Below are 22000 nucleotides of genomic sequence, written 5' to 3' on the forward strand. Positions count from 1 at the left end.
TGTGGCCAGGCGCCTACCCGGTCAGACTGTGCGGGTGCTGTTGTCGCCGGGCCAGCTCGGCCTCGGAATCGCCGTGCTCGGATTCGCCTGCTTCCGGGTGGAGCGGCGCATCCGGCTGCGCAGACGCGGTGACTGGCGGGCGGTGTTCGAGGAGATCGCCGAGGTCCCCGGCGGCCTTGACGCGCGGCGGGCCCTCCTGTCCCTGCTGCACACCTTCGCCGGGGCCGTGCTCGTCTCACTCCACCTGCCCGGCCCCGCCCTGGCCGTGTTCGGCCTGGCCATGGGGCTGGCGGGCTGGCCGGAGGCGGCGTGCGGCGCGGCCGTCGCGGTCGTGCTCCTGAGGCTTGGGCACGAGCCGCTGGTCTGGGCCGCCCTGCCCATACTGGCGGGGTACGGGACACGCCTGGCGCACTTCCTGCCGGAGCGGTGGCGGCCTCCGGAGCGGCGGCTCGCCCAGATCTCCCGGTTCGGCCCGTTCATCCGGCCGCCGCTGCCGATCGACCGGTTCTGGTCCATCGCCATGATGCTCACGACCGTGGCGCCCATGGTGGCGTCCGCCGTTCAAACCTGGTGGGACTGGGCGCTGCCGGCGTGCGCGTCGGCGCTCGCCGTGCAGATGGGCCTGCTCGACAGGGCGGTACGGCACGAGCACCGCGTGAGCATCCGGGTCCACCGGTTCGTCATGGCGTCCGGCAACGCGGTGGCGATGCTGGTGGCGGCGGGACCGGTGGGCGGCTGGTTCGCCGCGCGGTGGTCGGAGACCGGGTTCCTCACCGGCTGGCTCGGCGGCGCGCTGATCTGCGCGGTCGTGTTCGCGATCAGGTTCGTCTGGCCGGGGCGGCTGCGGGTGATGACCGCGCACTGGTTGTTCCCGTTCTGGGCGGTGGCGGTGTTCCACCCCACGCCCGGCGCGGTGGCCGCGCTGGCGCCGCTGCTGCTCGCCGAGACGTGCGTCGCGGCCCTCGCCGACCGCCCGATGGCCGCGAGGCTGACCGACCGTTACGCGGCTTTCATGATCCAGCTGAAGCCGGAGAACCGGATGAACGTGCTCGGCCCGTGGCTGTACGACGGGTTCCTGCGCGAGCCCGGCACCGCCGACTTCGGGCTGGTGAGGCGGTATCTCGGCATGGCCGTACACGCCTCGCGCGGTGGGTTCGTCGCAGGTCAGAGCACGATCGCGAACAGGGATCCCGAGCTCAAGCAGCCGGTGGACGGCCTGCGCTGGATCGCTCTGGCCACGCAGGCGCTCTGGCTGGTGGACGAGGAGGTCACCCCGCGCGTCCCGGTGGACCTGCGGGAACCGCTGACCCGCGCCCGGTCGACGATCGAGGCCGAACTGGTTCTCACGAAGGCCCTCGTGCTGACCTTCGGCCTGGAGTGGAACGACGCGCTGCGCGAATGGCGCGAGGCCGCCGTCAGGTACCGGTCGCTCGGCCTGCGCGCCGAGGAGGCCGCGTGCCGTGCCGGTACGGCCGACGTGCTGGGCCGGCTGGGACGTGCCGAGGACGCCCTGCGCGAGCGGGCGCGCATCCCCTCCGACGCTCCCGAGCCCGGCTGGGCCCTGCTGGACGAAAGGGTCCGCGACGGCCTCCGTGTGCTGTCAGCCGACCGGCAGGACCAGGCGGACCGGCCCCGCGTCGAGGCCGCGTGACAACGCGTCGAGATCGGCGGCGGGCACGGCGACGACAAGGGTGTCCTTGTCCGGGACGTCCAGTGCGAGCAGGCCGCCGAACATCCCCTTCGCCGTACGGAGGCTCACCACCTGGCCACGCTGGACCCGTACGGCGGCGACCGGCACGGTCGTCGCGACCCTGCCCGTCAGGGCCGCACCCAGCGGAGGGCCGAGGTCGGACGGCGCCCCGCCCTTCGCCACCGGCGTCACCGTGTAGCGCCCGCTGAGCCGGCCCGCCCCCTCGCCCTCCAGGTCGGCCGGCACCAGAACGTGGAACGCCGGAAGGTCCCGCGTCGCGCGGATCTCCCCGTCGGGGCCCAGCGCCGGTGCCGTGGCGGCCGCGCCCACTCCGGCGAGCACGACCACGCCCGCGAGCGACGACCGGACCGGAAACGCCCGTCCCGTACGCACCGGGGCGGCCGCTACGGGGAGGGCCTTCACAGGCGCCGGGTCGCCCGAGGCCACCAGCCTGGCCGGTTCGGGGGAAGGCGCAGAAGACGCCGGATAGCGGAGGGCCGGGATCCGGTCGTAGTCGGGGGCGCCCCGATACCAGAGCTTGCCGAGTTGTTCCCATTGGGCGCGTTCCTGGGCGGGGCTTTCCGGCAGGCGCAGCCGCATCGCCTCAAGCAGCAGGAACCGGTGCACGTCGAACGCCGAGCGGATCAGCTGGGCGTACGGCCGGGCGGCCCGGACGGCCCCGCGGTAGCCGAGGATCGCGACGAGAGCCCCGCCCCAGACGCAGCACACGGCCCCGGCGCCCGGCAGGATCAGCACGGCGAGTGTCCCGCCCACGACGGCGAAGGCTCCCCCCAGGAAGCTGATCATCACCGCCGTCTCCATGGCCGCGGCGGCCTGGGCGAACGACGCGAGGAACGGGTCCGGCAGGACGGTGTAGAGCCGGGGCCAGACGGTCGTCGCGTCCATCCCGTACCGGTCGCCGTGTTCCTCGGCGGCACGCAGCACGTTGCCGAGCCGGGTCGGCAGGGTCCGCTGTGCCGTACGCGGATATCCGAGGAAGAGGTCGGCGTCGGCCGCGCGCCGCACGCTCTGCGCGGCGAGATGCCGGGCCAGCAGCGCCCTCCGCAGCGGACGGAGCAGGGGCGAATCCGGCCAGTGGCCTTCGTACCAGCGGACCAGGCCCGGGCGGGCGACCGCGAGAAGCTGCCCGGCGAGTACGGTGACGAGCACCGCTCCGAGCACGAGCAGGATCCGGGTCTCCCCGGCGAGGCCGTTCCACCAGGTCAGCGTCCTCCCCCAGCCCGTCCCCGACGCGGCCACCGTGACCAGCGCCGCGAGGAACGCCGTCAGCGGCATCCAGACCGAGGTGAGCTGCCGCCGGTCGAGGAAGGCGACGGCGCCGTCGAACAGCCCGCTCACCCGTCATTCCGTCCCGGAGTCGACGAGCCGATGCCCCTGGCCGCCGGGGCACGGAATCTCGGCTATCGGGTATTCGTCCACTTCCGCCACGGTTCCGCAGACCTGGCACCTGACCCTGACCAGCCCTATCCGCGCCTCGGGCGTGCCGTACAGCTCCCAGTCGCCGTCCAGGACGGTGCCGATGGCGTCCCCGTCCTCCTCCAGGGCCCTGCGCAGTTCCGTTCTGATCAGCGCGGCGTCCAGCAGCCCGATCAGGCGGCCGTCCTCGACGACGAGGACGGCCGGCAGACCGTTGTTGATGAGTTCGAGTACGCCGGGCAGCGCCGAGAGCCCGCTCACCGGCGCGTCCGGGCCGATCTCCACCGCGAGCCCGCGTCCGGCCGGTCCCACCACCCAGCGGGGCCGTCCCGTGTCGTCGAGCACGACGAGCGTGCCGTCGGCACGATCGGGCGCCTCCTCCACCGTGGTCGTGTAACCGGTGGCCATGAGCTCAGCCGCCGTCCGCATGCCGCCCCTTCCTAGTACCAGTCGCCGATGAGCACGAAAGCCGCCCAATAGTACGGATGCGCGTAGACGGCGCGGCCCAGATTCGGTGGTTCCGAGCCCGCGTGCAGCAACGCCCGCTGCCTGATCGTCTGAGCACTTCTCCGTACGGCGGGCTCACCGACCGTTTCGAGAGCCGCGTCGCAGGCCGCGACCGCCCTGCCGAAGTCGGCGGCCATCAGCCGGATCCGGGCCTCGGCGATCAGGAGCCGGGCCGCGGCCGGAGGCGGCAGCAGCGGCGCGACCGATTCGAGATAGGCCAGCACGTCCCCCGCGGTCGTCACACGTAGCCGTTCCTGGGCGGCACGGAGCGCGTCGATGGCGCGCTCGCCCGCGACCAGCCGCTCGTAGAAATGCCGGAAGAGCATCGTGGTCGCCAGCTCGTCGACCGTCCACAGGCTGACCAGCACGGCGGGCGCGCCCGCGTGCAGCACCGAGCGGACCAGGCCGAGCAGTTCGTCGCCAGGCCGGGCCGCGGCGACGCCGGTCCGGCACGCGGCCAGCACAACCAGCGTCCTGGACAGTTTGAGCCTGAGAAACCGCTCGGCGGTGAACAGGCCGTCGGCGAGTACGACGCCCGAACGCATCGGAGCCGCCGCGTCGAACACACCGTGCGCGCACACATGCAGGATGTCGGCCGAGCCGACCCTGCGAATCAGTTCACCGCTGACCGCGCTCTCACCGGCAAGGGTCTCGGCCTTGAACAGGCCGGTGAGCAGCTCCGCCTGGGCGGGCCCCAACATCAGCTCGGCCCCTCCCGGCGGGTCGGCGACGACGAGGGCCCGCTGCCGGCGGCCACCCCTGTTGCCCCGGCAGTACCGCAACACCGACGCGCTCGGCGCATAGGCGACGGAGTGCGCTGCCAGCTCAGGGCCGACGGCATGCAGCGGAACCCGGTGCAGCGCGTCATGCGGAATCAGCCACACCCGGTCACCCGGCCCCAGCCGGTTGGCGACCGGTTCGACCAGATCGGTGAGGAGCGGATCCGACAGCAGCTCCGTCACCCGGCCCAGCGCCTCCGGCCGCCGGGGCGCCGACTCCAGCATCCCGGTCAACTCGGCCACGTGCGCCCGTACGTCGCGCAGCGTGTGCGGCACCGCCACCAGCTCGGGCTCCGGATCGTCCGGATTTGCGATCATGATGACCGTCTGGCTCTCGGTCAGGAAGTACTCCGCCAGAAGCATCCGGCCCTCGGTCACGCGCGTTCTCCCGGCTTGACGGAACGTACACCCTCATCTGCGGAGCCTTTCCATCATTCCGGCCCATGGTCCGCGATGAAGGCGTTTCCACCACTCCGCCGGAACGCGCGGAGCACGCAGCCTCTACCGGTTCAGGTTCTCCCCGAAGAACCCGGCGATCTTTTCTACTGCGGGATCCACGTACTTCTCCTTGTCGTAGAGATCAACGTGGCTGGCGCCGTCGATCCAGAAGATCTCCTTGGGGCCGGTGGCGCGCTGGAAGGCTTCGATGCTCATCCAGGACGTGACGGCGCGGGTGCCGACGATCATGAGCAGCGGCCGGCGCCCGATCAGCGGGATCGGCGCGAAGGCGTCGAAGGCCGCCATCCTGTCGATGCTGCTCCAGGTGAGAAAGCCCGCTGAGCGGGGGTGCCGGCCACGTTCGGTGCGGTAGTACTCGAAGCCCTCGGCACCGTGCTCTCCGCCGAGCGCATAGGCCTTCTCGACGGTGTCGGGGAAGAGGGTCAGCACCGGCGGTTCCTCGCCCCGGGCCTCAACGGTGCGGGCGTCGGCCGCGGCGTCCAGCATGCCGACGAACACGGCCGGGTCCTGGGCGCCGTCGGCCCCCAGGCGGAACTGGCGGGCGACGTCGACGGCGCTGACGGTGGCGACGGCCTTGACGCGGCGGTCACCCGCGGTGGCTGAGAGGGCGTAGCCGCCGGAAGCGCAGATGCCGAGCACGCCGATGCGGTCCGGATCGACCTCACCGCGGCCGGTCAGGAAGGAGACGGCGGCCTTGAGGTCCTCGACGCGCTGCGCGGGGTCCTCCAGGCCGCGAGGTTCGCCGCCGCTCTCGCCCTGATAGGCCGCGTCGTAGGCGAGTGCGACGAATCCCCTTTCGGCCAATTGGCGGGCGTAGAGGCCGGCGGCCTGCTCCTTCACACCGGTGCCGGGGTGCCCGACGACGATCGCCGGACGCGGCCCTGTGGCCGGGGTGCCGGGAAGGTGGAGATGGCCGGCGAGCGGGATACCGGTGCTGCGGAAGGTGACGTCGATCTTCGCCATGGGGTTCTCCGTCCAGTGGTCGGCCCCGGCACGATGCCGGGCACGTGTCCACAGTCGTCGCAACCCTGGACCGGCAGAAGCGGCGAGTTCTTGCCTGGGAAAAGACCTGCCCCCTCACCTTCGCCACCCAGGTCCGCACAATGGAGGACATGACCAGCCCATCCGGCCCCGGCGAACTCGGCGCCTTCCTCAAGGCCCGCCGGGCGCAACTGGCCCCGCAGGATCTCGGCCTGCCCGAGCAGGACTCTCGGCGTAAGGTCGCGGGGCTCCGTCGTGAGGAGGTCGCCCAACTCGCCGCGATCAGCGTCGACTACTACATACGGCTGGAGCAGGGCCGTGTCCGGGCGTCCGCTTCGGTGCTCGCCACACTGGCCCGCGCCCTGCGCCTCGACGACGACCAGCAGCGGTACCTGTACCAACTGGCCGGCAAGACCGACGCCCGGCCTCGCAGGCGCCGGCCAACGCAACGCGTGCGCCCCGCCATGCGACGCCTGCTCGACCAGCTCACCGCAACCCCCGCCATCGTCCTGGGCAAACGGCTGGACATCCTTGAGTGGAACGCCGGCGCCGCCGCCTTATACACCGACTTCTCGCAGTTTCCTGAGGATCAGCGCAACTACCTGTATCTGTTGTTCACCGACCCGATCATCCGGAGCATGCACCTGGAGTGGGAGCATGACGCCCGCGACGCCGTCGCCGCCCTGCGCATGGAGTCGGCGGCCGATTCCTCCGAGCCAGGGCTTGCCCGGCTGGTCGGCGAGCTGTCCGTGCGGGACGCAGACTTCCGTACCTGGTGGGCGGAGCACCGCGTCAACAATGCCGCCTACGGCACCAAGCGCTACCGGCATCGGCTGGTCGGCGACCTCACCCTCGATTGCGACACGTGGAGCAGTCCCGACGGCTCGGGACAGCGCCTCATGGTTCTCACCGCCGAACCCGGTTCGCCATCGGACGACGCGCTGCGCATCCTCACCTCGTGGGCGCCCGGGCAACCGAGCGGGAGTCTCTCCCCCGCTCGGTAGGCAGACGCCGGCGGACGGCAGCCGATCCCTCCTTCAGCTTCCGCGCGATGACGCCATGACCAACGAGATCTTGCCGGATGAGCGAGACGCGGCCCCGGCGATCGTTGAAGCGACGGGCGATCAGTGGACACCGCGGATGGTGCCGCCGTCCACCCGCAGGGTGGTGCCCGTGACGTAGTCGGCGAGCGGGCCGCTGAGATAGAGGACCGCGGCGGCGATTTCCTCGGGACGGCCCATCCGGCCGACGTCGTTGGGCACCAGCTCCTCGATGGCGTTGCGTTCGATGTCCTCCCACGTCTCGCCCCAACCGCGGGCCGGAGCAAGGTCGGTGAGGAACCGCTGGACGCTGTCGACCAGGATGGCGCCGGGAGCGACGGTGTTGGCCGTGATTCCGGTCCCCCTCAGCTCGCGGGCCAGCGAGACCACGAGGTTGTGGCGGGCGGCCAGCGTGGCGGTGTAGTGGGGCAGGTCCGCGCTCGGCTGCAGACCGAGCCCGCCGCCGATCTGGATGACGCGACCCCAGCCGCGCTCGTGCATGCGGGGAACCAGGCGCAGGATCATCCGGACTCCGGAGATCACGTTGACCTCGTAGGTGTGGCTCCAGTCGCCGGCGGTGGCCTCCTTCCATGAGCGGTGGGGGTAGGCGCCGGCGTTGTTGACCAGGATGTCGATTGGGCCGCCGGCCAGCGCGGCCTCGGCCACGATGTCGGCGCCGTCGTCGGTGGCCAGGTCTCCGACCGCGGTGTGAGCCCGGCCGCCGACTGTCCGGATGGCGGCGGCGACGGTTTCGGTGCGCAGGCGGTCACGGCCGTGCACGACGACCTCGGCGCCTTCGGCGGCCAGGGCCCTGGCGATGGCTTCGCCGAGGCCGGAACTGGAGCCGGTGACCAGGGCACGCTTGCCCCTCAGTTGAAGATCCATGTCATCCTCGCATCGTGGTCCGGGCGGCGGGACGCACCGTGTCCGATGTCTACAGTCGTAGACTTGATTGAAGTATACAGTTGTAGATATGAGTGACACCGCCGGGCCCACCTCTCCCCTGAGCCGATCAGAGCCGCAGGGCCCCACCCCGGGCAGACGCAGGCGCGACGCCGCCGCCACCCGGCAGGCCATCCTCGACGCGGCGGTCCCCGCCTTCACCCGGTACGGCTACGACGGAGTGGGCGTCCGCGACATCGCGGAGAGCGCAGGCGTGACTGCGATGCTCATCAACCGCTACTTCGGATCGAAGGAACGGCTGTTCGCCGAGGCCGTCGACGTGGCCTTCGCGCCGCGCGCGGTGATCGCGGGCACCGGCGTGGAACTGGCCGAGAAGACGGCGCGGGCGCTGGTGGCGCGAACAGCGCCGGAGGCGGAGGAACTCGGGCCGTTCCTGCTCATGCTGAGGTCGGCGGCCAATCCCAGAGCCGCGCAGATCATGCGCGAGGCGATCGGGCGGCATGCCGGGCGGCACCTCGACGAGGAGCTGTCCGGTACCGCCACCGGCGTCCGGGCGGAACTGATGCTCTCCCTACAGGCGGGAGTGTGGCTCATGCGCAGCGTTCTGGGCACGCCGGCACTGACCCAGGGGCAGCCGGAGACGCTTGCCCGGTGGATCGAATCGCTCTTTCAGGTGCTGGTGACACCCGCTACCGCCGCATCACCGCGGCCGGAACCAGGAGCAGGATCGGGGCCATGAAGGATCGGCAGGCCGCTCCTGGACTGCCGGCTGCCGTCACGACCGCCTGTCACGGGCCTGCACGTCACCACCGCGCAGGGTCAGCGCGCCTGTGGGGTGCCGACGCCTCGCAGCAGCGTGTCGACCACGACGTCGGCGGCCTGCGCGGCGCTCAACTCGGACAGCTCCTCGGCGGCCTGCTCCAGCAGCGGCGGCAGGACCGCGGCCACCCAGCCGGGCGGCAGGTCGGAGCGCAGCAGGCCCTCGTCGGCGGCGCGCCGCAGGAAGGCGTCGACCTCGTCGATCAGGCGGCGGCGGCGCTCGCGAATCGTCACGTCGCGAAGCATGCGGCTCGTTTCCACGGGCCATTTGCGGTTGGCGGCGATGATGCCCTCGACGTAGCGATGCAGTGCGACCGCGACCGGGGCCTCGCGTAGCCTGGCGGCCTCGATGGCCTTCTCGACCGCGTCGTAGCGTGCCCCGTAGACGGCGGCCATGAGGTCCTCACGGGAGGCGAAGCGGCGGTAGACGGTACGGCGGTCCACTCCTGCCGCAGCGGCGATGGCGGCGATGGTCGCCGACGGGTCGTCGGCGAGCATGCGGGCGCCCGTGCTCAGGACCCGTTCCAGGTTACGTGTCGCGTCTACTCTCACCCGCCTAAGTGTTACACCTGTGAGGCACTTAGAGTGCCGGACCGCGCAGCCGTGCGCCAGGTCGTCTTCACCGGCCCGGGGTCAGCGGCCTCTCTGAAGCACATGAAGAGGTTCCTGCCCCATCGACGCGGACATTGCTCCAATAAGTGCTACATTGATGAGACACTTAGATCGACCGCGGAGGAAACACCCATGGCCAGGACATGGCTCATCACCGGCGCGTCACGCGGCCTCGGACGTCGCCTCACCGAGGCCGTCCTCGAAGCAGGCGACCAGGTCATCGCCACCGCGCGCAGCCCCAAGCAACTCGACGACCTGGTGGCCCGCCACGGCGACCGGATACGCGCGGTCGCACTCGACGTCACCGACGCCGCCGCGGCCTCCCGGGCGGTCAAGGAGGCCACCGACACCTTCGGCAGCCTCGACGTGGTGGTCAACAACGCCGGTTACGGCAACAGCGCGCCGATCGAAGAGATGGACGAAAACGACTTCCGCGCCCAGATCGAGACCAACCTCTTCGGCGTCGTGAACGTCACAAGGGCCGCCCTGCCCGTCCTGCGCACCCAGCGATCAGGAGTCTTCGTACAGTTCTCCTCCATCGGAGGACGCGTCGGCGGCACCCCCGGAATGGGCGCCTACCAGACCGCGAAGTTCGCCGTGGAAGGCTTCTCCGAAGTCCTCGCCAGCGAGGTCGCGCCCTTCGGCATCAAGGTCATCATCATCGAGCCGGGTGCGTTCCGCACCGACTGGCAAGGCTCCTCCATGGAGATCCACCCCGTCGGGCCCGAGTACGAGCAGACCGTGGGCGCCATCCACCGCTACCGGCGAGACACCGACGGCACCCAGCCCGGCGACCCGGCGCGCGCCGCCAGGATCATGATTGATGTCGTCCGCGACGACGACCCACCCCGACGGCTCCTCCTCGGCAGCGACGCCCTCGCCTCCGCCCGGAAAGCCGCCGAGATCCGCGCCGCGGAGACCGAGAAATGGGCCGACGTGAGCCGTTCGGCCGACTACCCCGCCGACGAACGCTAGCCATCACGAGCAGCCCCGATGGACATCAGGGAAGGCGAGAACCAGATGCGGCTCCCGCCTTCTTCACCTTCAGCGTGCGGTGGTGAACAGGAAGGCGCAGTCCTGCACGGCCTCCACGCGGTGGCGGCGTTCGGGCATGACCAGCAGGTCGCCGGGCAGCCCGTCCCACGAGTCGGGCCCGGCGACAAGCCGCACTCGCCCGTGCAGCACGTGCATCGTGACCTCACCGGGATGCTCGTGTTCGTGCATGTGCTCGCCCTGCCGCAAGGCCATGACGGTCTGCCGCAACGAACGATCGTGCCCACCGTGCACGGTGGTGGCGCTGCGACCGCTGTGCGCCTCACGGGCGAGTTCGAGCAGGTTGCGGACGAGCGCGGTCAGCGAAACCTTGGTCATGACTGCGGCGCGCGACGGTCCCGCCGCGCCTCCAGCTCTTCCGGGCTGACCACGGTCAGCATCGGCTGCCCGGGCGCGCAGAACATCGTCACCACGAACGCCGACTCCTCGTCTGCAAGATGGTTGCCGTCCTGGTAGTGGATGACGTCCCCACCGGGCTCCCAGAACGCCTCGCCGGCCCGGACGACCCGTACGGGCTCTCCTTCGAGCTCGAAGTTGATGGCCCCCTTGACCACGTACCCGAACGCGGGCCCGGAGTGCCGGTGAGGTGGCGCGCCGGGGCTCTTCGGCGGCAACGTGACCAGGATCGTCATCGCCTCGGCCCCCTCCGGCGCGGGCGGCGCCCCCGGCACGGTGGCGACCACGTCGAGTTTCGGCGGCGGCCCGCTCTTGTCGGGGTTCTCGAGGTGGTGAGCGTGAGCGTGATCGGTGCTCATCAGGCTTCCTTGCTGGACGGTGGCCGGCTCGATCCGGCCGTGTACCAGCTCAGACCGGACAGCACCCCGATGCGTGACAACGCCCTGAACAGTTCGCCGGCCAGAGACCAAATCACCAGGCATGTGGGCTGTTCGTGGACATCCGTCGGATCCTTCGCAGCCCACGCTCGGACGCGACGGCGTCAGAGAGCCAACGCGGCCATGAAGGTCATGCTGGCCGCCATACCGGCCGAGCAGGCGTCCTGGCTGAGCGCTTTTCGATCCGCCCTCCTCACGGGCAGAACGCGGGCGAGCCGAGCGCAGGTCCAGGCCAGACCGACAACCAGGGCCACCGCGGCCGGCGAACCGCCTCCATGCGAGTGTCCGTACGAGGCGCCGGCAAGAGCGGGCGCACTGAACGCCGTCAGCACCAGGAGGATGGACATGCCCGCGAAGTCCTGGATGTGATGACCGATCCGCGTGCGGCGGGATGGGGAACCGCAGAGCCAGCCGGCGGTGAGCAGTGCCAGCACCCCGGCGGAGAGGAACCAGCCGCCCAGATGCCCGGCCACCATGCCGAACGCCATGACGATGTGCGGCCACCTCCTGCTGGGACGTGCGGCGGGTAGCAGGGCCGGGGCGAGGGCCAGTACGCAGCCGGCCGACACCCCCACTGTGTGGAGGAGAGCCTGCATCAGGGGATCTCGACTTTCACCTGCCAGGCGCTCCTTGTTCTCCGGACCAATCCGTCGGCGGTCGGCTGAGCGACGACCACCACGCGGTCGAAGGCGCCACGACTACTGCGTCGCCGCTGTCCACCTCCTTAGACAGGACAACTCGGCAGGGCGTGACAGGAAGACCGTGCAGCGCTGGCCCGGCTCATCGACTACGACGGCGGCCCTTTCGAGCGTGGCTGTCTCAGGAACTCCCGCGCGCCGCGCAGCCTGGTCGTCAGATGCCGCTGAGTGAGACGGCAGTCCAACCGGACATCGAGCGGCCCGGGCACGCCGGTGTCGGCACGCCGGCCGGATGGGAGCCGAGCCGGATCGAGTCCGTCCCGCCGCGCGATCAGGCGCCCGAGTTCGTATCGACTCATCGCGTCGGCCCCTGCCGCATGATGCACCCCCGGGCGGCCAGAGTTCGCGAGTTCCAGAAGAGCCGCCGCCAGATCACTTACATGCACCGGGCAGCGCACGTCGTCGGTGAACAACACCTCTTTCATGTCGCCCGCCGCAAGCGCATGCACCCTGCCTTCGTGTGCGGAGCCGCCGTGACCGATTATCAGAGAGGTGCGCACGATCACTGCCGTGGGATCGATCGCCTGCACGGCCACCTCCGCGGCGGCCTTCGCCGCTCCGTACGGTGTGACCGGATCAGGCACACAATCTTCCGAGTAGGTGATCGCCCTGCCTGAGAAGACCGCGTCGCTGGACACGTGCACCATGCGCGCGCCGTTCCCGGAAGTCGCCACGGCCACGTGAGCGGCGCCCACGGCGGTCGTTCCCCAATCCGGCTGGCGGAAGGCCGCGTTGACGACGACGTCGGGGCCGAACGTGCCGATCAAACCGAGTACGGCCGTACGGTCACGGACGTCAAGCGGCAGCCACTCGACTCCCGCCACCGTTCCCGGCCGAGTCAGGTATGTGGCAGCCACGACATGCCCGGCCGTCGTGGCCTGCCGTACGAGTTCGCCGCCGAGAAAGCCGCTGCCGCCCACGATGAGGATTCGCACAGCTGGGACCGTAGTGGGTGATCAGGTGGAGGGCACTCCGCCGGCGCGGTGCGCAGCGCCGGGGCGTCCTTTTGGCATTTGTCATCGCGGTGATCCGCGAGGCCCATGTCGATCTGGTGGCATCGGCGACTACAGCGGGAAGCGGCGCAGAACCCACCCTTGAGCCATGACGACGGACGTGCGGGAAACGGCGGTCGCCCTGGACGTGGCGATCGCGGCGACCGAGCTCAGGCAGAGGTACGGCGAGTTCGAAGCGGTCAGGGGCGTTTCGCTGACCGTCCGCAGAGGTGAGCTGTTCGCCCTGCTCGGCACCAACGGCGCCGGGAAGACCACGACGATGGAGGTCCTGGAGGGCTACCGCCCCGCCACCTCCGGCACCGTTCAGGTGCTGGGGATCGATCCGTACCGCAGGCGCCGGGCGCTCAGCCCGCGGGTCGGGATCATGCTGCAGGAGAACGGCTTCCTCTCCGACCTGACGGTGGCCGAGACCATCGGGCTGTGGCGTGACCTGCACGCGAACCCCCGTTCTCTGGACGAGTCGCTGGAGCTGGCCGGGCTGGCGGACAAGGCGCGGGTCAGGGTACGGCAGTTGTCCGGCGGCCAGAAGCGCAGGCTCGACCTGGTGTTGTCGATCATCGGCCGTCCCGAGGTGGTGTTCCTGGACGAGCCCACGACCGGGATGGACCCCGAGGCGCGCCGGACCACCTGGGGCCTGATCCGCGACCTGGTGACGGACGGCACGACCATCCTGCTCACCACGCACTACCTGGAGGAGGCCGAGCACCTCGCGAGCCGGCTCGCCGTCATGCACGAGGGCGAGATCCGGGTCGAGGGGACGCTGGAGGAGGTCGTCGGCAGGCACGGCGACCGCGTCTCCTTCCGGCTGCCGCCGGAGATCCCCCTGGACGCCCTTCCGCTGATCGGCGGCCACACCCCCGGCGTCGCCCTGGCGGGCGGAACGCCCGTCGTCACGTACACGATCACCGGTGGCGACCAGGCCACGCGGGCCCACGAGGCGCTGGTGCCGCTGTTCGCCTGGGCCGCGGAGCGCGGCGTCGCGCTCGAACGGCTCGCCGTCCGGACCGCCTCACTTGAGGACGTCTTCCACTCCGTGGTGAAGGAGAGCGCATGAACGACGTGGCGCAGGCGGTGCGGCTGGCCCGCGTCGACCTCACCCTTGTCTTCCGCAACCGTACGGCCTTCGTGAACGCCGTCCTGCTGCCGCTGCTGATCGCCGGCGCGCTGGCGTCCAACGGCGTCGGCGAAGGAACCGCCGGCATCCCGGGGACGCAGTACGTGATGACCGGGATGATGGCCTTCATCCTGGTCTTCGCGACGTTCATGAACCTCGCCGGCTTCTACACCTCCCGCCGTGAGGAGATGGTGCTGAAGCGCCTGCTCGGCGGGCCGGCCACCAGGACGGCCGTCCTCGGCGGCAGCGCCCTCGGCGCGACCGCCGTGTATCTCGGCCAGGTGGTCATCCTCTGTGTGCTCATGTCCGCCGCAATGGGCACCAGTGCCCCGGCCGACATCCTGCTGCTGCTGCTCGCCGCGCTTCTCGGCGCGGCCTTCTTCTCCCTGCTCGCCATGGCCGTCTCCGGCCTGTCCTCCACCGGGGAGATGGCGCAGATCGCGACGCTGCCGGTCGTGCTGCTCCTGGTCGGCGGCTCGCCGGTGATGCTGCCACCGGAGATGCTGCCGCCGGCACTGCGCACCGTGATCGAGTTCCTGCCGATGACACCCATCGTGGAGACCATGCGGACCGCCTACCTGGGGCTGGACTACATCGGCGCCGGTCACGAGCCGCTCGGCCCCCTGGAGCGCTGGAGCGCCGCCCTGCCCTCCCTGGGCCTCCTCGCCGTGTGGATCGCGGTCGCCGCCCTGCTGGCCCGGGCCTTCTTCCGCTGGGATCCGCGCCGGGGCTGATGGGTAAGGTTGGGCCATGAACGCCGGGATCAAGCGGGCGCGTCACATCACCTTCTGGACCCTGGCCCTCGAGTTGCTGTTCGCGTGGCTCGGCCCGGTGATCCAGATCGTGGTGAGCAGAACCGAGGGCGGGGTCGGCTGGAGCCGTCTCGTCCTCGTGGCCATGGGTCTTCCGATCTTCAGCTGGCTGTTCCTCCGCATCGTCCGCGCCGCCGTCGACGGCCGGTACGCCGTACGCGAGGTCGTCGCCTCCGGCGCGCTCGCCCTGGTGATGATCGTCCTTGGGGCGGTCCTCATGGCTGATGTTCCCGGGGTCGCCTCCGCGATGCTGCCGTTCTCCTGGAGCACGCTGACCACGACGTGGACCGGGGTGGCGGTGCTCGGCGTGAGCGCGCGGGCCGCCGTGGCGCTGACGGCGGGCGCCGCGGGCGTCTACGTCGCGCTCGACTTCCTGTTGCTTCCCGGCTTCGGCGAGCAGCGCGCCGAGCTCTTCCTCTATCTGCCGATGCTGGCGCTGCTGCCCTACAGCAACCGGCTCTGGCTGTGGATCTACCGCATGGTCATCCAGGTTCACGAGGGCAGGAAGGCGCAGGCCGAGCTCGCCGTGACGGAGGAGCGCCTCCGATTCGCCCGGGACCTGCACGATCTGGTCGGCCACAGCCTCTCCGCCATCGCGGTAAAGAGCGAGCTCGCGGTCAAGCTCGCCCGCGTGGCCCCCGACCAGGCGACGGAGGAGATGACGGCGGTACGCGGACTGGCCAAGGACGCCCTGCGGGAGATCCGGGAGGCCGTGCGGGGCTACCGCGCCATCGACCTGTCCGCCGAGCTGGGCAGTGTGCGTGCCGTGCTGGAGGCGGCGAACATCCGGTGCACCCTCGAACTGCCGGAGCGGACACCGCCGGGCGAGGCGGCCACGCTGCTCGCGTGGGTGGTCAGGGAGGGCGCCACCAACACGCTGCGGCACAGCGCCGCGACCCGGTCCCGCGTCACGCTGAGGCTGACCGGCGCGACGGCGGTGCTGGAGATGGTCAACGACGGGGTCGGCGGCCAGAGCACCGACGACGGCGGCACCGGTCTCATCGGACTGAGCGAGCGGCTGACCGCCGCAGGCGGCAGCCTGACCGCCCGGCCGACCGGTTCGGGCGAGTTCGTCCTGCGAGCCGTCGTGCCGACCACCGACCGCGCGCACGTCCTCACCGAGGCGGTGGCCCGATGACCGACCCGATGATCCGCATCCTCCTCGCCGACGACGAGCACCTCATCCGCGGCGCGATCGCCACCCTGCTCGGGCTGGAACCCGACCTGGAGGTCGTCGCCCAGGTGAGCCGGGGCGACGAGGTGGCGCCCGCCGTACGGGAGCACCAGCCCGACGTCGTGGTGCTGGACATCGAGATGCCCGGGATGGACGGCCTCACCGCCGCCGAGGGACTGCCGGGCCAAGCGATGATCATCTTGAGCAGCTTCGGGCGGCCGGGACATCTGCGGCGGGCGCTTGCCGCCGGGGTACGCGGCTTCATCCCGAAGGACGCCTCGGCCGACGAACTGGCCACGGCCATCCGCAAGGTGCACGCCGGAGGGCGTTACCTCGACCCGGAGATGGCGGCGTCGGCGATGATGGCGGGCGACAGCCCGCTGACCGACCGCGAGCGCGGCGCGCTGTCGCTGGCGGCCGAGGGCGCGTCGGTGCGGCAGATCGCCACGGCGCTGCACCTGACCGAGGGGACCGTGCGCAACTACCTGTCCAGCGCCGTCGCCAAGCTCGGCGCGACCAACCGGATCACCGCGATCCGCGCCGCCCAGGAGAAAGGCTGGCTCTGACGCCCTCCCCCGTCTGGCCGGCGGCAGAGCCCGCCCGCCGGTCCTCCCTCACTCTGTACGCCGACGACCGGAAGTGGAACGAGGCCCACGAGCGGTAGGGCCGCCAGGCGTCGGCGACCTTCCGGTACGCGCTCGCCGTGGCGTCCTGCGGCAGCCCGTACGCCTCGCGGAGGATCGAGAACAGGCGCGGTTCGTCGCCCGGGAACGCGTCGGGCGCCCCCGCGCCCCTGATCAGGATCAAGCCCGCGGAGAACGGCCCCACGCCGGGCAGGGCGCGAAGCTCGGCCAGCGCCTCCGGCGGGTCGAGCGCGCGCAGGTGCTCGGTGGTCAGCACGCCGTCGAGCGCCGCGCGGGCCAGGCCACGCAGCCACTCCTCCTTCTGCTCGGGCAGGCCGAGTCCGCCGGCGTTCACCAGCGACAGGGGCGGCGGGAAGGCGGTGTACGCCCGGCCGTCCAGCTCGACCGTGGCGCCGTACCGCTCCGCGATGCGCTGTTTGAGCCGGGAGGCGATGAGCATCGACGAACGCTGGACGATCACCGCCCAGCAGGCGGCCTCCCACGGGCTCCAGAAGCACAGCGGCCGCAGGCCGGGGCTGCGGCGCTGCAACTCCCCGAGCACCGGGTCGGACTCGCCGATCTCGGCGAAGCCCGAGCCGTCGACGTCCAGGGACAGGATGCGGGCCACCTCACCCCGGATCGCCGGCCCCGCGGGCCTGGTCGTCCGTACCGCGACCCCGCCCGGCGCGGCGGTCACCGTCACGCCGATCGGCAGCCAGTCGGCCTCGGCGCAGTAGGCGAAGCGCAGCGTCCTGCCGTCGGAGGGCAGCCCGCTGGTGGCCGGCCAGTCCTCGACGAACCGGAGCGTCGCGTCGAAGTCGAACGGGCCCGTGGCGGTGAGCGTGAATTCATGCCCGGTCATGCGGGACATCGTACGGACGCGGACCGACAACCCGGCACGCCGTACGCCGTCGTTCCCGCCGTACCGGGCCTGGGGTGCCGGGCCTGGGGTGCCGGGCCTGGGGTGCCGGGCCGGGGGTGCCGGGCCGGGGGTGCCGGCCCGGCACACGTCTCGCCCCGTGACAGGGTCAGGGGCTGGTGCAGGTGGCGGTGGGGGTGGCCGCACTGCCGTTGGCGGTGAAGCCGAACGTCGTGGACGCGCCCGCCGCGATCGAGCCGTTGTAGGACTCGTTGCTCACGGTCACCGAGGAACCGGACGTGCTCTGCCGGCCGTTCCACAGGCTGCTGATGGTCTGGCCGCCCGGCCAGCTCCACTTCACGGTCCAGCCGTTCACCGGCGCGCTGCCCGCCCGCACCGTCACCTCGGACTGGAACCCGCCGCCCCAGCTGTTGATCGTCTTGATCGTCGCCGAGCACGCACCCCCGATGGGAGACGAAGACGGGCTCGGCGAGGCGCTGGGCGACCGGGACGGCGACACCGACGGCGACGACGTGGGTGACTGTGACGGCGACTGTGACGGCGAGGAGGTGCCGCTGTTGAGCGCGCTCAGGGCCGCCTGGTAGGCGGGCTTGGGCTGGTAGCTGGAGTCCCACATCATGGGAGCGCCGTAGCCGGGGAACGTCCCGGGAATCCAGGTGTGGCCGTCGTCCACGCCCCACTGCGACACACCCACGCAGCGCGGAACGGCCAGGCAGGCGTTCACGACCCTGCCGTAGTCGGTGCCCTGCTGCTGCAGCTCGGAACTGTCCGCCGGCATCTGGATGCGGTCGTCGAGCTCGGTGATCGCGACGTCCAGGCCCAGGGCGGCGAAGCGCTCCATGTTCGCCTGCAGGGACGACGGCACCTGGCCGACGATGAAGTGGCTCTCCAACCCGATGCCGTGCAACGGGACGCCCTGGGACAGCAGCGACTGCGCGAGCGAGTAGAGCCCGTTGCTCTTCGCGTTGATGCCCTCGATGTTGTAGTCGTTGATGTACAGCTTGGCGTTCGGGTCGGCGGCGTGCGCGGCCCGCAGCGCGGCGGCGATGTAGCCGGAGCCCATCGCCCTGTAGAACACGTCCTGGCGCAGGGTGCCGTCCTCGTTGTACGGCTCGTTGATGACGTCCCAGGCGTAGACCTTCCCCTTGTAGTGGGTGGCCTCGGTGGTGATGTGGTTCTCCATCACGCCCTGGACCTGGTTGAGCGGCACACCGCCGACCCAGGCGGGCAGCTGGGCGTGCCACACCAGGTTGTGCCCGCGCACCCGCATGCCGTGCGACTGGGCGAAGGAGACGATCTGGTCACCCGACCCGAAGTTGAACGAGCCCTTGGACGGCTCGGTGGCGTCCCACTTCATCTCGTTGCCGGGGGTCACCATGTCGAACTGGGCCGCGGCGAGGTTGACCTCGGCACTGATCCCGAGGTCTCCCCGTGTCAGCGCGGTGCCGAAGTACCTCCCCCTGGCCTCCGCCGCGGCCTTCAACGTCGAGGCCGCGTGAGCGGGGATCGCGAGCCCGAGCGCGACGGCGCCGGCGGCGATGACCGCCAGGGCCGTGGCCGGCCCCCGCGCGCGAGTCCGATGCCGTTCCGTCCCGGTAGTGGGCGGTTTCATGTCAGCCCTCCAGAGAGATCTGATCCCGAACTGCGAACGTGCGCACTCGCCAGCACAGAGCGTGTGATTGTTAGCGCTAACATTCGTGGGTCTCTCCGCTCCCGGGCTGATGGTGGCGCAGCAGCGGAGCCAATACGACGGAGAGCGGCGCGTCAAGGACGCGGCCGGGCCGCTCCCCGGAAGGACTAGCCACGAATGACCCGTTTCACCACCTCATCCGGCGTCCCCAGCCGTACCTCAGGCGGGCCGCCTCTTGCTGAAACGTTCACCCTCGCTGACGCCACCGGTCAGATCGGGTGCGCTCACGCTCCGGAGGCATGCGGGACGAGCCGCGCCATGTCCCCAGGCACAGGTCAGAGATAGCCCCAGGCCGCCGCGATCTCCCGCAGCGGCTCGGCCACCTCTTCGGGAGCGGGCAGCGGGCGGCCGCGCTGCACCCGCCCGCTGCGGATCTTGTCGCGCCAGTCCCCGATGCCTTTGACGAACTCGCCGTGGTCCTTGTCGCCGTAGCGGATCATCTCGGGCTCGTACTCGACACCGAGCCAGGCGCAGACCCGGCGCAACTCGCCTTCCGTGTCGTCGACGAGCCTCTCGTACCGGACGACGAGCCCCTCGTGCCTGCGCCTGGACTCCTCCAGGTGACGCATGTACTGCAGCGTGTGCCGTACGGCCTCCTCGACGGGCCGCGCCTGCGGATCGGCTTCGTGCCAGGACCGGACGATCGATGCGGGGTGGCGCAGCAGGTAGACGAACCGGGCGTCCGGCCAGCACGTCGTGATGCGGCGGTGGGCGAACACGTTGCTCGGCGTCTTGTCGACGACGATCTCCTTGCCGCTCCTGACCAGCTCCCGGTGCAGCAGACGGTCCCACAGGATGTGCTCGATGTCGCTCGTACGGTGCCCGGCCGCCTCCATGGCCTGCCGTACGGGCTCGGTGGTGAGGGTCACGGCGATCCGCCGGACGTGCAGTTCGTGTGGCGCGTGGATCCTGGAATGGCTGTTCAGCAGCACCCGGAAGAGCGTGGAGCCGGACCTGACCGGGGAGAGCACGAACACCGGCGCGCGGAGGAGGCGGTCGCTCTCCGGGTCGGCGGGTGGTCTGGGCTCGTCCCTCGGCGGCTGGACCGCTGCGGGACGTGGGCGGGCCCGGGTGATGACGTAACCGATCATCCCTTCGACGGCGGCGTTGACCTTGCCCTTCCACGGCATGGCCACGACCGTAAGGAGGCGGGGTGGCCTCGCGGTTAACGGAGGCTGGGTGTTTCCAAAGCCGCGCCCTCCTGGGCACGGGCGGGACGCCGCAGGCCCGGGCAGTCCCCGAGCACGGGCGGTCCCAGGGCGCGTGCCGTTCCGCGACAGCCGGGGTGGACGGCGCGCTATGAGGGGGAGATCGCCAGGACCGCCTCGTCGGGCCGCACGCTCGTCAGCCGGAGGTGGATGTCGCCGATGCGGGCGGGCCGGTCCATGGTCAGCGTCAACGCTCCCCTGGTCCGGCAGCGGCCGTTGACGCAGTCCTGGCTGACTCCGACGTTCATGCCCTCGACGCGGTAGCCGCCGGAGGAGCCCTCGAAACTCAGGTGCACCACGCCCTGGTCGAGGGCGGCCACCGTGAGCGCGTCGAGGCCGGTGGCGGCGTCGAGCCGCAGCCGGTCTCCCTGCCGGACCTCCACCTCGCAGTCGGCGTTCCGGCACGCCTCCGGATCGGCGGCGGCCCGTACCGCCGGCGAGGCGGGCGGCGGGGCGGGCGTGGTCAGGGGGACCGGGTCCGTGGTGGACACGGCGGCGGGTGTGGCCGCGGGCCGTGACCGCGTCGGCGGCTCCGGGGCTCCGCACGCCGTCAGCAGCACGGCCACCGGCACGGCGACGAGACCGATCCGCCCGGTGAGGACGAACGCCCCCGATGCAACCCGCATGACACCCGCTCCCCGTCGCGCCCCCGAATACGCCGGCGGGCGCACCTCACGACTGTCTTCGCAGGTCACGCCGCCATCGAAGACTCTCCCCCCGCATCGGCCAGCCCAACCGGCCGGATCCCGCGCGGTTCGCCGTCTAGGGCCGTACGGGCGCCCTGCCGGGGCTGCCGGTGGACGCCGGCACCCTGCTGCCGTTCCCGGCGTCCGCCGGTACCCTGCCGAACACGGGTCCGGTGCGCTCCGGTCCCGGCGCCAGGACGGTGCTCAGGGCTCCGGTGATCTGGTGGGCGGTTCTGCGGACGGCCGGGCCCAGGCGCGGCAGCGCCGCGGCGCCCGCCGGGGCCGCGACGGAGACGACCATGCACACCCGGCCGTCCGGCGCGAAGACGGGCGCGGCGGCGCAGCAGACCCCTTCGGCGTACTCCTCCCGCGCGTAGCTCACGCCCTCGCCGCGGACGCCCGCGAGCTCGCGTTCCAGCGCGGCCGGGCCGGTCACCGTACGGCCCGTCATCCGCCGGGGGGCGGGACCGGCGTAGAAGGCCTTCCGCAGTCCGGCGTCATGGGCGAGCAGCGCCTTGCCCGCGGCCGTGCAGTGGAGCGGCGCGCGGTCGACGCCGTCCGAGGGCGACCTGACCCGGTTGTGCCCATACAGCCGTTCGACGTACGCGACCTCGCCGCGGTCGGGCACGGCGAGGTTGACCGTCTGGCGGGTGGCCTCGTACAGCTGGAGCAGGTACGGCAGGACCGCCCGGCGGCAGTCCGGCACCCGGCGGCCCTGCACGGGCCAGCCGCGTGGCGACAGCAGTTCGGCGAAGCGCCCGTCGACCGTGTAGTCGCCGCCTCTGCGGGTGACCAGGCCGCGTCCCTGTAGGACCCCGAGCAGGCGGTGCGTGGTCGTCTTCGAGAACCCGGTCGAACGGTGCACCTGGGTGAGGTTCATCGGCCTCATGCCGACCGCCAGGCAGAAGAGGATCGCGATCCCGCGCTCCAGGCTGCCCAGGGCCGACGCCGTCTCCACCCTGCCGGACCGTTCCATCAGCACGATCGCA

At 71.3% G+C, this 22000-nt stretch carries 23 protein-coding genes; 8 read left to right on the top strand and 15 right to left on the bottom strand.

The window, feature by feature from the left end; genetic code table 11:
- Window positions 1-34: 34 nt before the first annotated feature.
- Window positions 35-1651, top strand: coding sequence for a hypothetical protein (locus tag FED44_RS23215; protein WP_138462029.1), 1617 nt, complete (start codon window positions 35-37; stop codon window positions 1649-1651).
- On the opposite strand, the gene FED44_RS23220 is transcribed toward FED44_RS23215, so the two are convergent.
- From FED44_RS23220 to FED44_RS23235, 4 genes are all read right to left on the bottom strand, one after another.
- Window positions 1601-3049: a hypothetical protein gene (locus tag FED44_RS23220; RefSeq protein WP_138462030.1), complete on the bottom strand. Its 1449-nt coding sequence runs from the start codon at window positions 3047-3049 to the stop codon at window positions 1601-1603. The two genes, FED44_RS23215 and FED44_RS23220, sit on opposite strands and share 51 nt — an antisense overlap.
- A 3-nt stretch (window positions 3050-3052) precedes the next feature.
- Window positions 3053-3556, bottom strand: a complete 504-nt coding sequence (locus tag FED44_RS23225; protein WP_138462031.1) for a hypothetical protein — start codon at window positions 3554-3556, stop codon at window positions 3053-3055.
- A gap of 11 nt (window positions 3557-3567) precedes the next feature.
- The gene (locus FED44_RS23230) at window positions 3568-4791 is read right to left on the bottom strand and encodes a CHAT domain-containing protein (RefSeq protein WP_138462032.1); all 1224 of its coding nucleotides are present in this window, start codon (window positions 4789-4791) and stop codon (window positions 3568-3570) included.
- Between the two features lie 123 nt (window positions 4792-4914).
- On the bottom strand, window positions 4915-5835 hold the full coding sequence (locus FED44_RS23235) for an alpha/beta hydrolase (RefSeq protein ID WP_138462033.1): 921 nt from the start codon (window positions 5833-5835) through the stop codon (window positions 4915-4917).
- Between the two features lie 149 nt (window positions 5836-5984).
- Here FED44_RS23235 and FED44_RS23240 point away from each other — a divergent pair, with 149 nt between their 5' ends.
- The gene (locus FED44_RS23240; RefSeq protein ID WP_138462034.1) at window positions 5985-6857 is read left to right on the top strand and encodes a helix-turn-helix domain-containing protein; all 873 of its coding nucleotides are present in this window, start codon (window positions 5985-5987) and stop codon (window positions 6855-6857) included.
- A gap of 120 nt (window positions 6858-6977) precedes the next feature.
- On the opposite strand, the gene FED44_RS23245 is transcribed toward FED44_RS23240, so the two are convergent.
- The gene (locus tag FED44_RS23245; RefSeq protein ID WP_138462035.1) at window positions 6978-7778 is read right to left on the bottom strand and encodes an SDR family NAD(P)-dependent oxidoreductase; all 801 of its coding nucleotides are present in this window, start codon (window positions 7776-7778) and stop codon (window positions 6978-6980) included.
- Between the two features lie 88 nt (window positions 7779-7866).
- On the opposite strand from FED44_RS23245, the gene FED44_RS23250 reads away from it, so the two are divergent.
- The gene (locus tag FED44_RS23250; RefSeq protein ID WP_138462036.1) at window positions 7867-8535 is read left to right on the top strand and encodes a TetR/AcrR family transcriptional regulator; all 669 of its coding nucleotides are present in this window, start codon (window positions 7867-7869) and stop codon (window positions 8533-8535) included.
- Window positions 8536-8615: 80 nt separating this feature from the next.
- Here the strand turns inward: FED44_RS23250 and FED44_RS23255 are convergent, their stop codons facing one another.
- A complete protein-coding gene (locus FED44_RS23255; RefSeq protein WP_111700882.1) occupies window positions 8616-9167 on the bottom strand; it encodes a TetR/AcrR family transcriptional regulator in 552 nt (183 codons plus the stop codon).
- A gap of 192 nt (window positions 9168-9359) precedes the next feature.
- Between FED44_RS23255 and FED44_RS23260 the strand changes: the two genes are divergently transcribed.
- Window positions 9360-10202, top strand: coding sequence for an oxidoreductase (locus FED44_RS23260; RefSeq protein ID WP_138462037.1), 843 nt, complete (start codon window positions 9360-9362; stop codon window positions 10200-10202).
- A gap of 69 nt (window positions 10203-10271) precedes the next feature.
- Here FED44_RS23260 and FED44_RS23265 read toward each other — a convergent pair whose 3' ends face one another.
- The 4 genes from FED44_RS23265 to FED44_RS23280 all read right to left on the bottom strand — a co-directional run bounded on the left by FED44_RS23265 (window position 10272) and on the right by FED44_RS23280 (window position 12731).
- Window positions 10272-10598 carry a cupin domain-containing protein gene (locus tag FED44_RS23265; RefSeq protein ID WP_111700884.1) on the bottom strand — a complete coding sequence of 109 codons (327 nt, stop codon included), beginning with the start codon at window positions 10596-10598 and terminating at the stop codon, window positions 10272-10274.
- Entirely contained in the window at window positions 10595-11035 is a 441-nt protein-coding gene (locus tag FED44_RS23270; RefSeq protein WP_138462038.1) for a cupin domain-containing protein, read from the bottom strand. The genes FED44_RS23265 and FED44_RS23270 overlap by 4 nt, the downstream gene beginning before the upstream one ends.
- A gap of 182 nt (window positions 11036-11217) precedes the next feature.
- Complete coding sequence (locus FED44_RS23275; protein WP_138462039.1) at window positions 11218-11601, bottom strand: hypothetical protein; 384 nt, start codon at window positions 11599-11601, stop codon at window positions 11218-11220.
- A gap of 299 nt (window positions 11602-11900) precedes the next feature.
- Window positions 11901-12731 carry a sugar nucleotide-binding protein gene (locus tag FED44_RS23280; protein ID WP_316246848.1) on the bottom strand — a complete coding sequence of 277 codons (831 nt, stop codon included), beginning with the start codon at window positions 12729-12731 and terminating at the stop codon, window positions 11901-11903.
- A gap of 181 nt (window positions 12732-12912) precedes the next feature.
- On the opposite strand from FED44_RS23280, the gene FED44_RS23285 reads away from it, so the two are divergent.
- Genes FED44_RS23285 through FED44_RS23300 form a run of 4 tightly spaced genes read left to right on the top strand, consistent with a single transcriptional unit; the run spans window position 12913 to window position 16490 of the window.
- Complete coding sequence (locus FED44_RS23285) at window positions 12913-13878, top strand: ABC transporter ATP-binding protein (RefSeq protein ID WP_138462040.1); 966 nt, start codon at window positions 12913-12915, stop codon at window positions 13876-13878.
- Window positions 13875-14672, top strand: coding sequence for an ABC transporter permease (locus tag FED44_RS23290; RefSeq protein WP_138462041.1), 798 nt, complete (start codon window positions 13875-13877; stop codon window positions 14670-14672). The genes FED44_RS23285 and FED44_RS23290 overlap by 4 nt, the downstream gene beginning before the upstream one ends.
- Before the next feature lie 16 nt (window positions 14673-14688).
- A complete protein-coding gene (locus tag FED44_RS23295; RefSeq protein ID WP_138462042.1) occupies window positions 14689-15888 on the top strand; it encodes a sensor histidine kinase in 1200 nt (399 codons plus the stop codon).
- Window positions 15889-15896: 8 nt separating this feature from the next.
- Window positions 15897-16490 (top strand): response regulator transcription factor, encoded by a 594-nt coding sequence (locus tag FED44_RS23300; protein WP_138462143.1) that lies wholly within the window; start codon window positions 15897-15899, stop codon window positions 16488-16490.
- Here the strand turns inward: FED44_RS23300 and FED44_RS23305 are convergent.
- The 5 genes from FED44_RS23305 to FED44_RS23325 form a co-directional block, all read right to left on the bottom strand.
- Window positions 16450-17409, bottom strand: coding sequence for a DNA-3-methyladenine glycosylase family protein (locus FED44_RS23305; RefSeq protein WP_138462043.1), 960 nt, complete (start codon window positions 17407-17409; stop codon window positions 16450-16452). The genes FED44_RS23300 and FED44_RS23305 overlap by 41 nt on opposite strands.
- A 166-nt stretch (window positions 17410-17575) precedes the next feature.
- Window positions 17576-19039, bottom strand: coding sequence for a glycoside hydrolase family 10 protein (locus tag FED44_RS23310; RefSeq protein ID WP_138462044.1), 1464 nt, complete (start codon window positions 19037-19039; stop codon window positions 17576-17578).
- Window positions 19040-19392: 353 nt separating this feature from the next.
- Entirely contained in the window at window positions 19393-20247 is an 855-nt protein-coding gene (locus FED44_RS23315; protein WP_138462045.1) for a sulfotransferase family protein, read from the bottom strand.
- A 167-nt stretch (window positions 20248-20414) separates the two neighbouring features.
- Window positions 20415-20951 carry a hypothetical protein gene (locus FED44_RS23320; RefSeq protein ID WP_138462046.1) on the bottom strand — a complete coding sequence of 179 codons (537 nt, stop codon included), beginning with the start codon at window positions 20949-20951 and terminating at the stop codon, window positions 20415-20417.
- Window positions 20952-21087: 136 nt separating this feature from the next.
- Window positions 21088-21987 carry an IclR family transcriptional regulator gene (locus FED44_RS23325; protein WP_244302205.1) on the bottom strand — a complete coding sequence of 300 codons (900 nt, stop codon included), beginning with the start codon at window positions 21985-21987 and terminating at the stop codon, window positions 21088-21090.
- Between the last annotated feature and the right edge of the window lie 13 nt (window positions 21988-22000).

This window comes from Microbispora triticiradicis, from assembly GCF_005864065.1.
GTDB lineage: Bacteria > Actinomycetota > Actinomycetes > Streptosporangiales > Streptosporangiaceae > Microbispora > Microbispora triticiradicis.

Coding starts and splice junctions, on each gene's coding strand:
- FED44_RS23285 (WP_138462040.1), top strand. CDS start 12,913: ATGACGACGGACGTGCGGGAAACGGCGGTCGCCCTGGACGTGGCGATC.
- FED44_RS23240 (WP_138462034.1), top strand. CDS start 5,985: ATGACCAGCCCATCCGGCCCCGGCGAACTCGGCGCCTTCCTCAAGGCC.
- FED44_RS23310 (WP_138462044.1), bottom strand. CDS start 19,039: ATGAAACCGCCCACTACCGGGACGGAACGGCATCGGACTCGCGCGCGG.
- FED44_RS23245 (WP_138462035.1), bottom strand. CDS start 7,778: ATGGATCTTCAACTGAGGGGCAAGCGTGCCCTGGTCACCGGCTCCAGT.
- FED44_RS23300 (WP_138462143.1), top strand. CDS start 15,897: ATGATCCGCATCCTCCTCGCCGACGACGAGCACCTCATCCGCGGCGCG.
- FED44_RS23250 (WP_138462036.1), top strand. CDS start 7,867: ATGAGTGACACCGCCGGGCCCACCTCTCCCCTGAGCCGATCAGAGCCG.
- FED44_RS23235 (WP_138462033.1), bottom strand. CDS start 5,835: ATGGCGAAGATCGACGTCACCTTCCGCAGCACCGGTATCCCGCTCGCC.
- FED44_RS23225 (WP_138462031.1), bottom strand. CDS start 3,556: ATGCGGACGGCGGCTGAGCTCATGGCCACCGGTTACACGACCACGGTG.
- FED44_RS23305 (WP_138462043.1), bottom strand. CDS start 17,409: ATGACCGGGCATGAATTCACGCTCACCGCCACGGGCCCGTTCGACTTC.
- FED44_RS23290 (WP_138462041.1), top strand. CDS start 13,875: ATGAACGACGTGGCGCAGGCGGTGCGGCTGGCCCGCGTCGACCTCACC.
- FED44_RS23320 (WP_138462046.1), bottom strand. CDS start 20,951: ATGCGGGTTGCATCGGGGGCGTTCGTCCTCACCGGGCGGATCGGTCTC.
- FED44_RS23265 (WP_111700884.1), bottom strand. CDS start 10,598: ATGACCAAGGTTTCGCTGACCGCGCTCGTCCGCAACCTGCTCGAACTC.
- FED44_RS23275 (WP_138462039.1), bottom strand. CDS start 11,601: ATGGCGTTCGGCATGGTGGCCGGGCATCTGGGCGGCTGGTTCCTCTCC.
- FED44_RS23260 (WP_138462037.1), top strand. CDS start 9,360: ATGGCCAGGACATGGCTCATCACCGGCGCGTCACGCGGCCTCGGACGT.
- FED44_RS23325 (WP_244302205.1), bottom strand. CDS start 21,987: ATGGAACGGTCCGGCAGGGTGGAGACGGCGTCGGCCCTGGGCAGCCTG.
- FED44_RS23270 (WP_138462038.1), bottom strand. CDS start 11,035: ATGAGCACCGATCACGCTCACGCTCACCACCTCGAGAACCCCGACAAG.
- FED44_RS23315 (WP_138462045.1), bottom strand. CDS start 20,247: ATGCCGTGGAAGGGCAAGGTCAACGCCGCCGTCGAAGGGATGATCGGT.
- FED44_RS23295 (WP_138462042.1), top strand. CDS start 14,689: ATGAACGCCGGGATCAAGCGGGCGCGTCACATCACCTTCTGGACCCTG.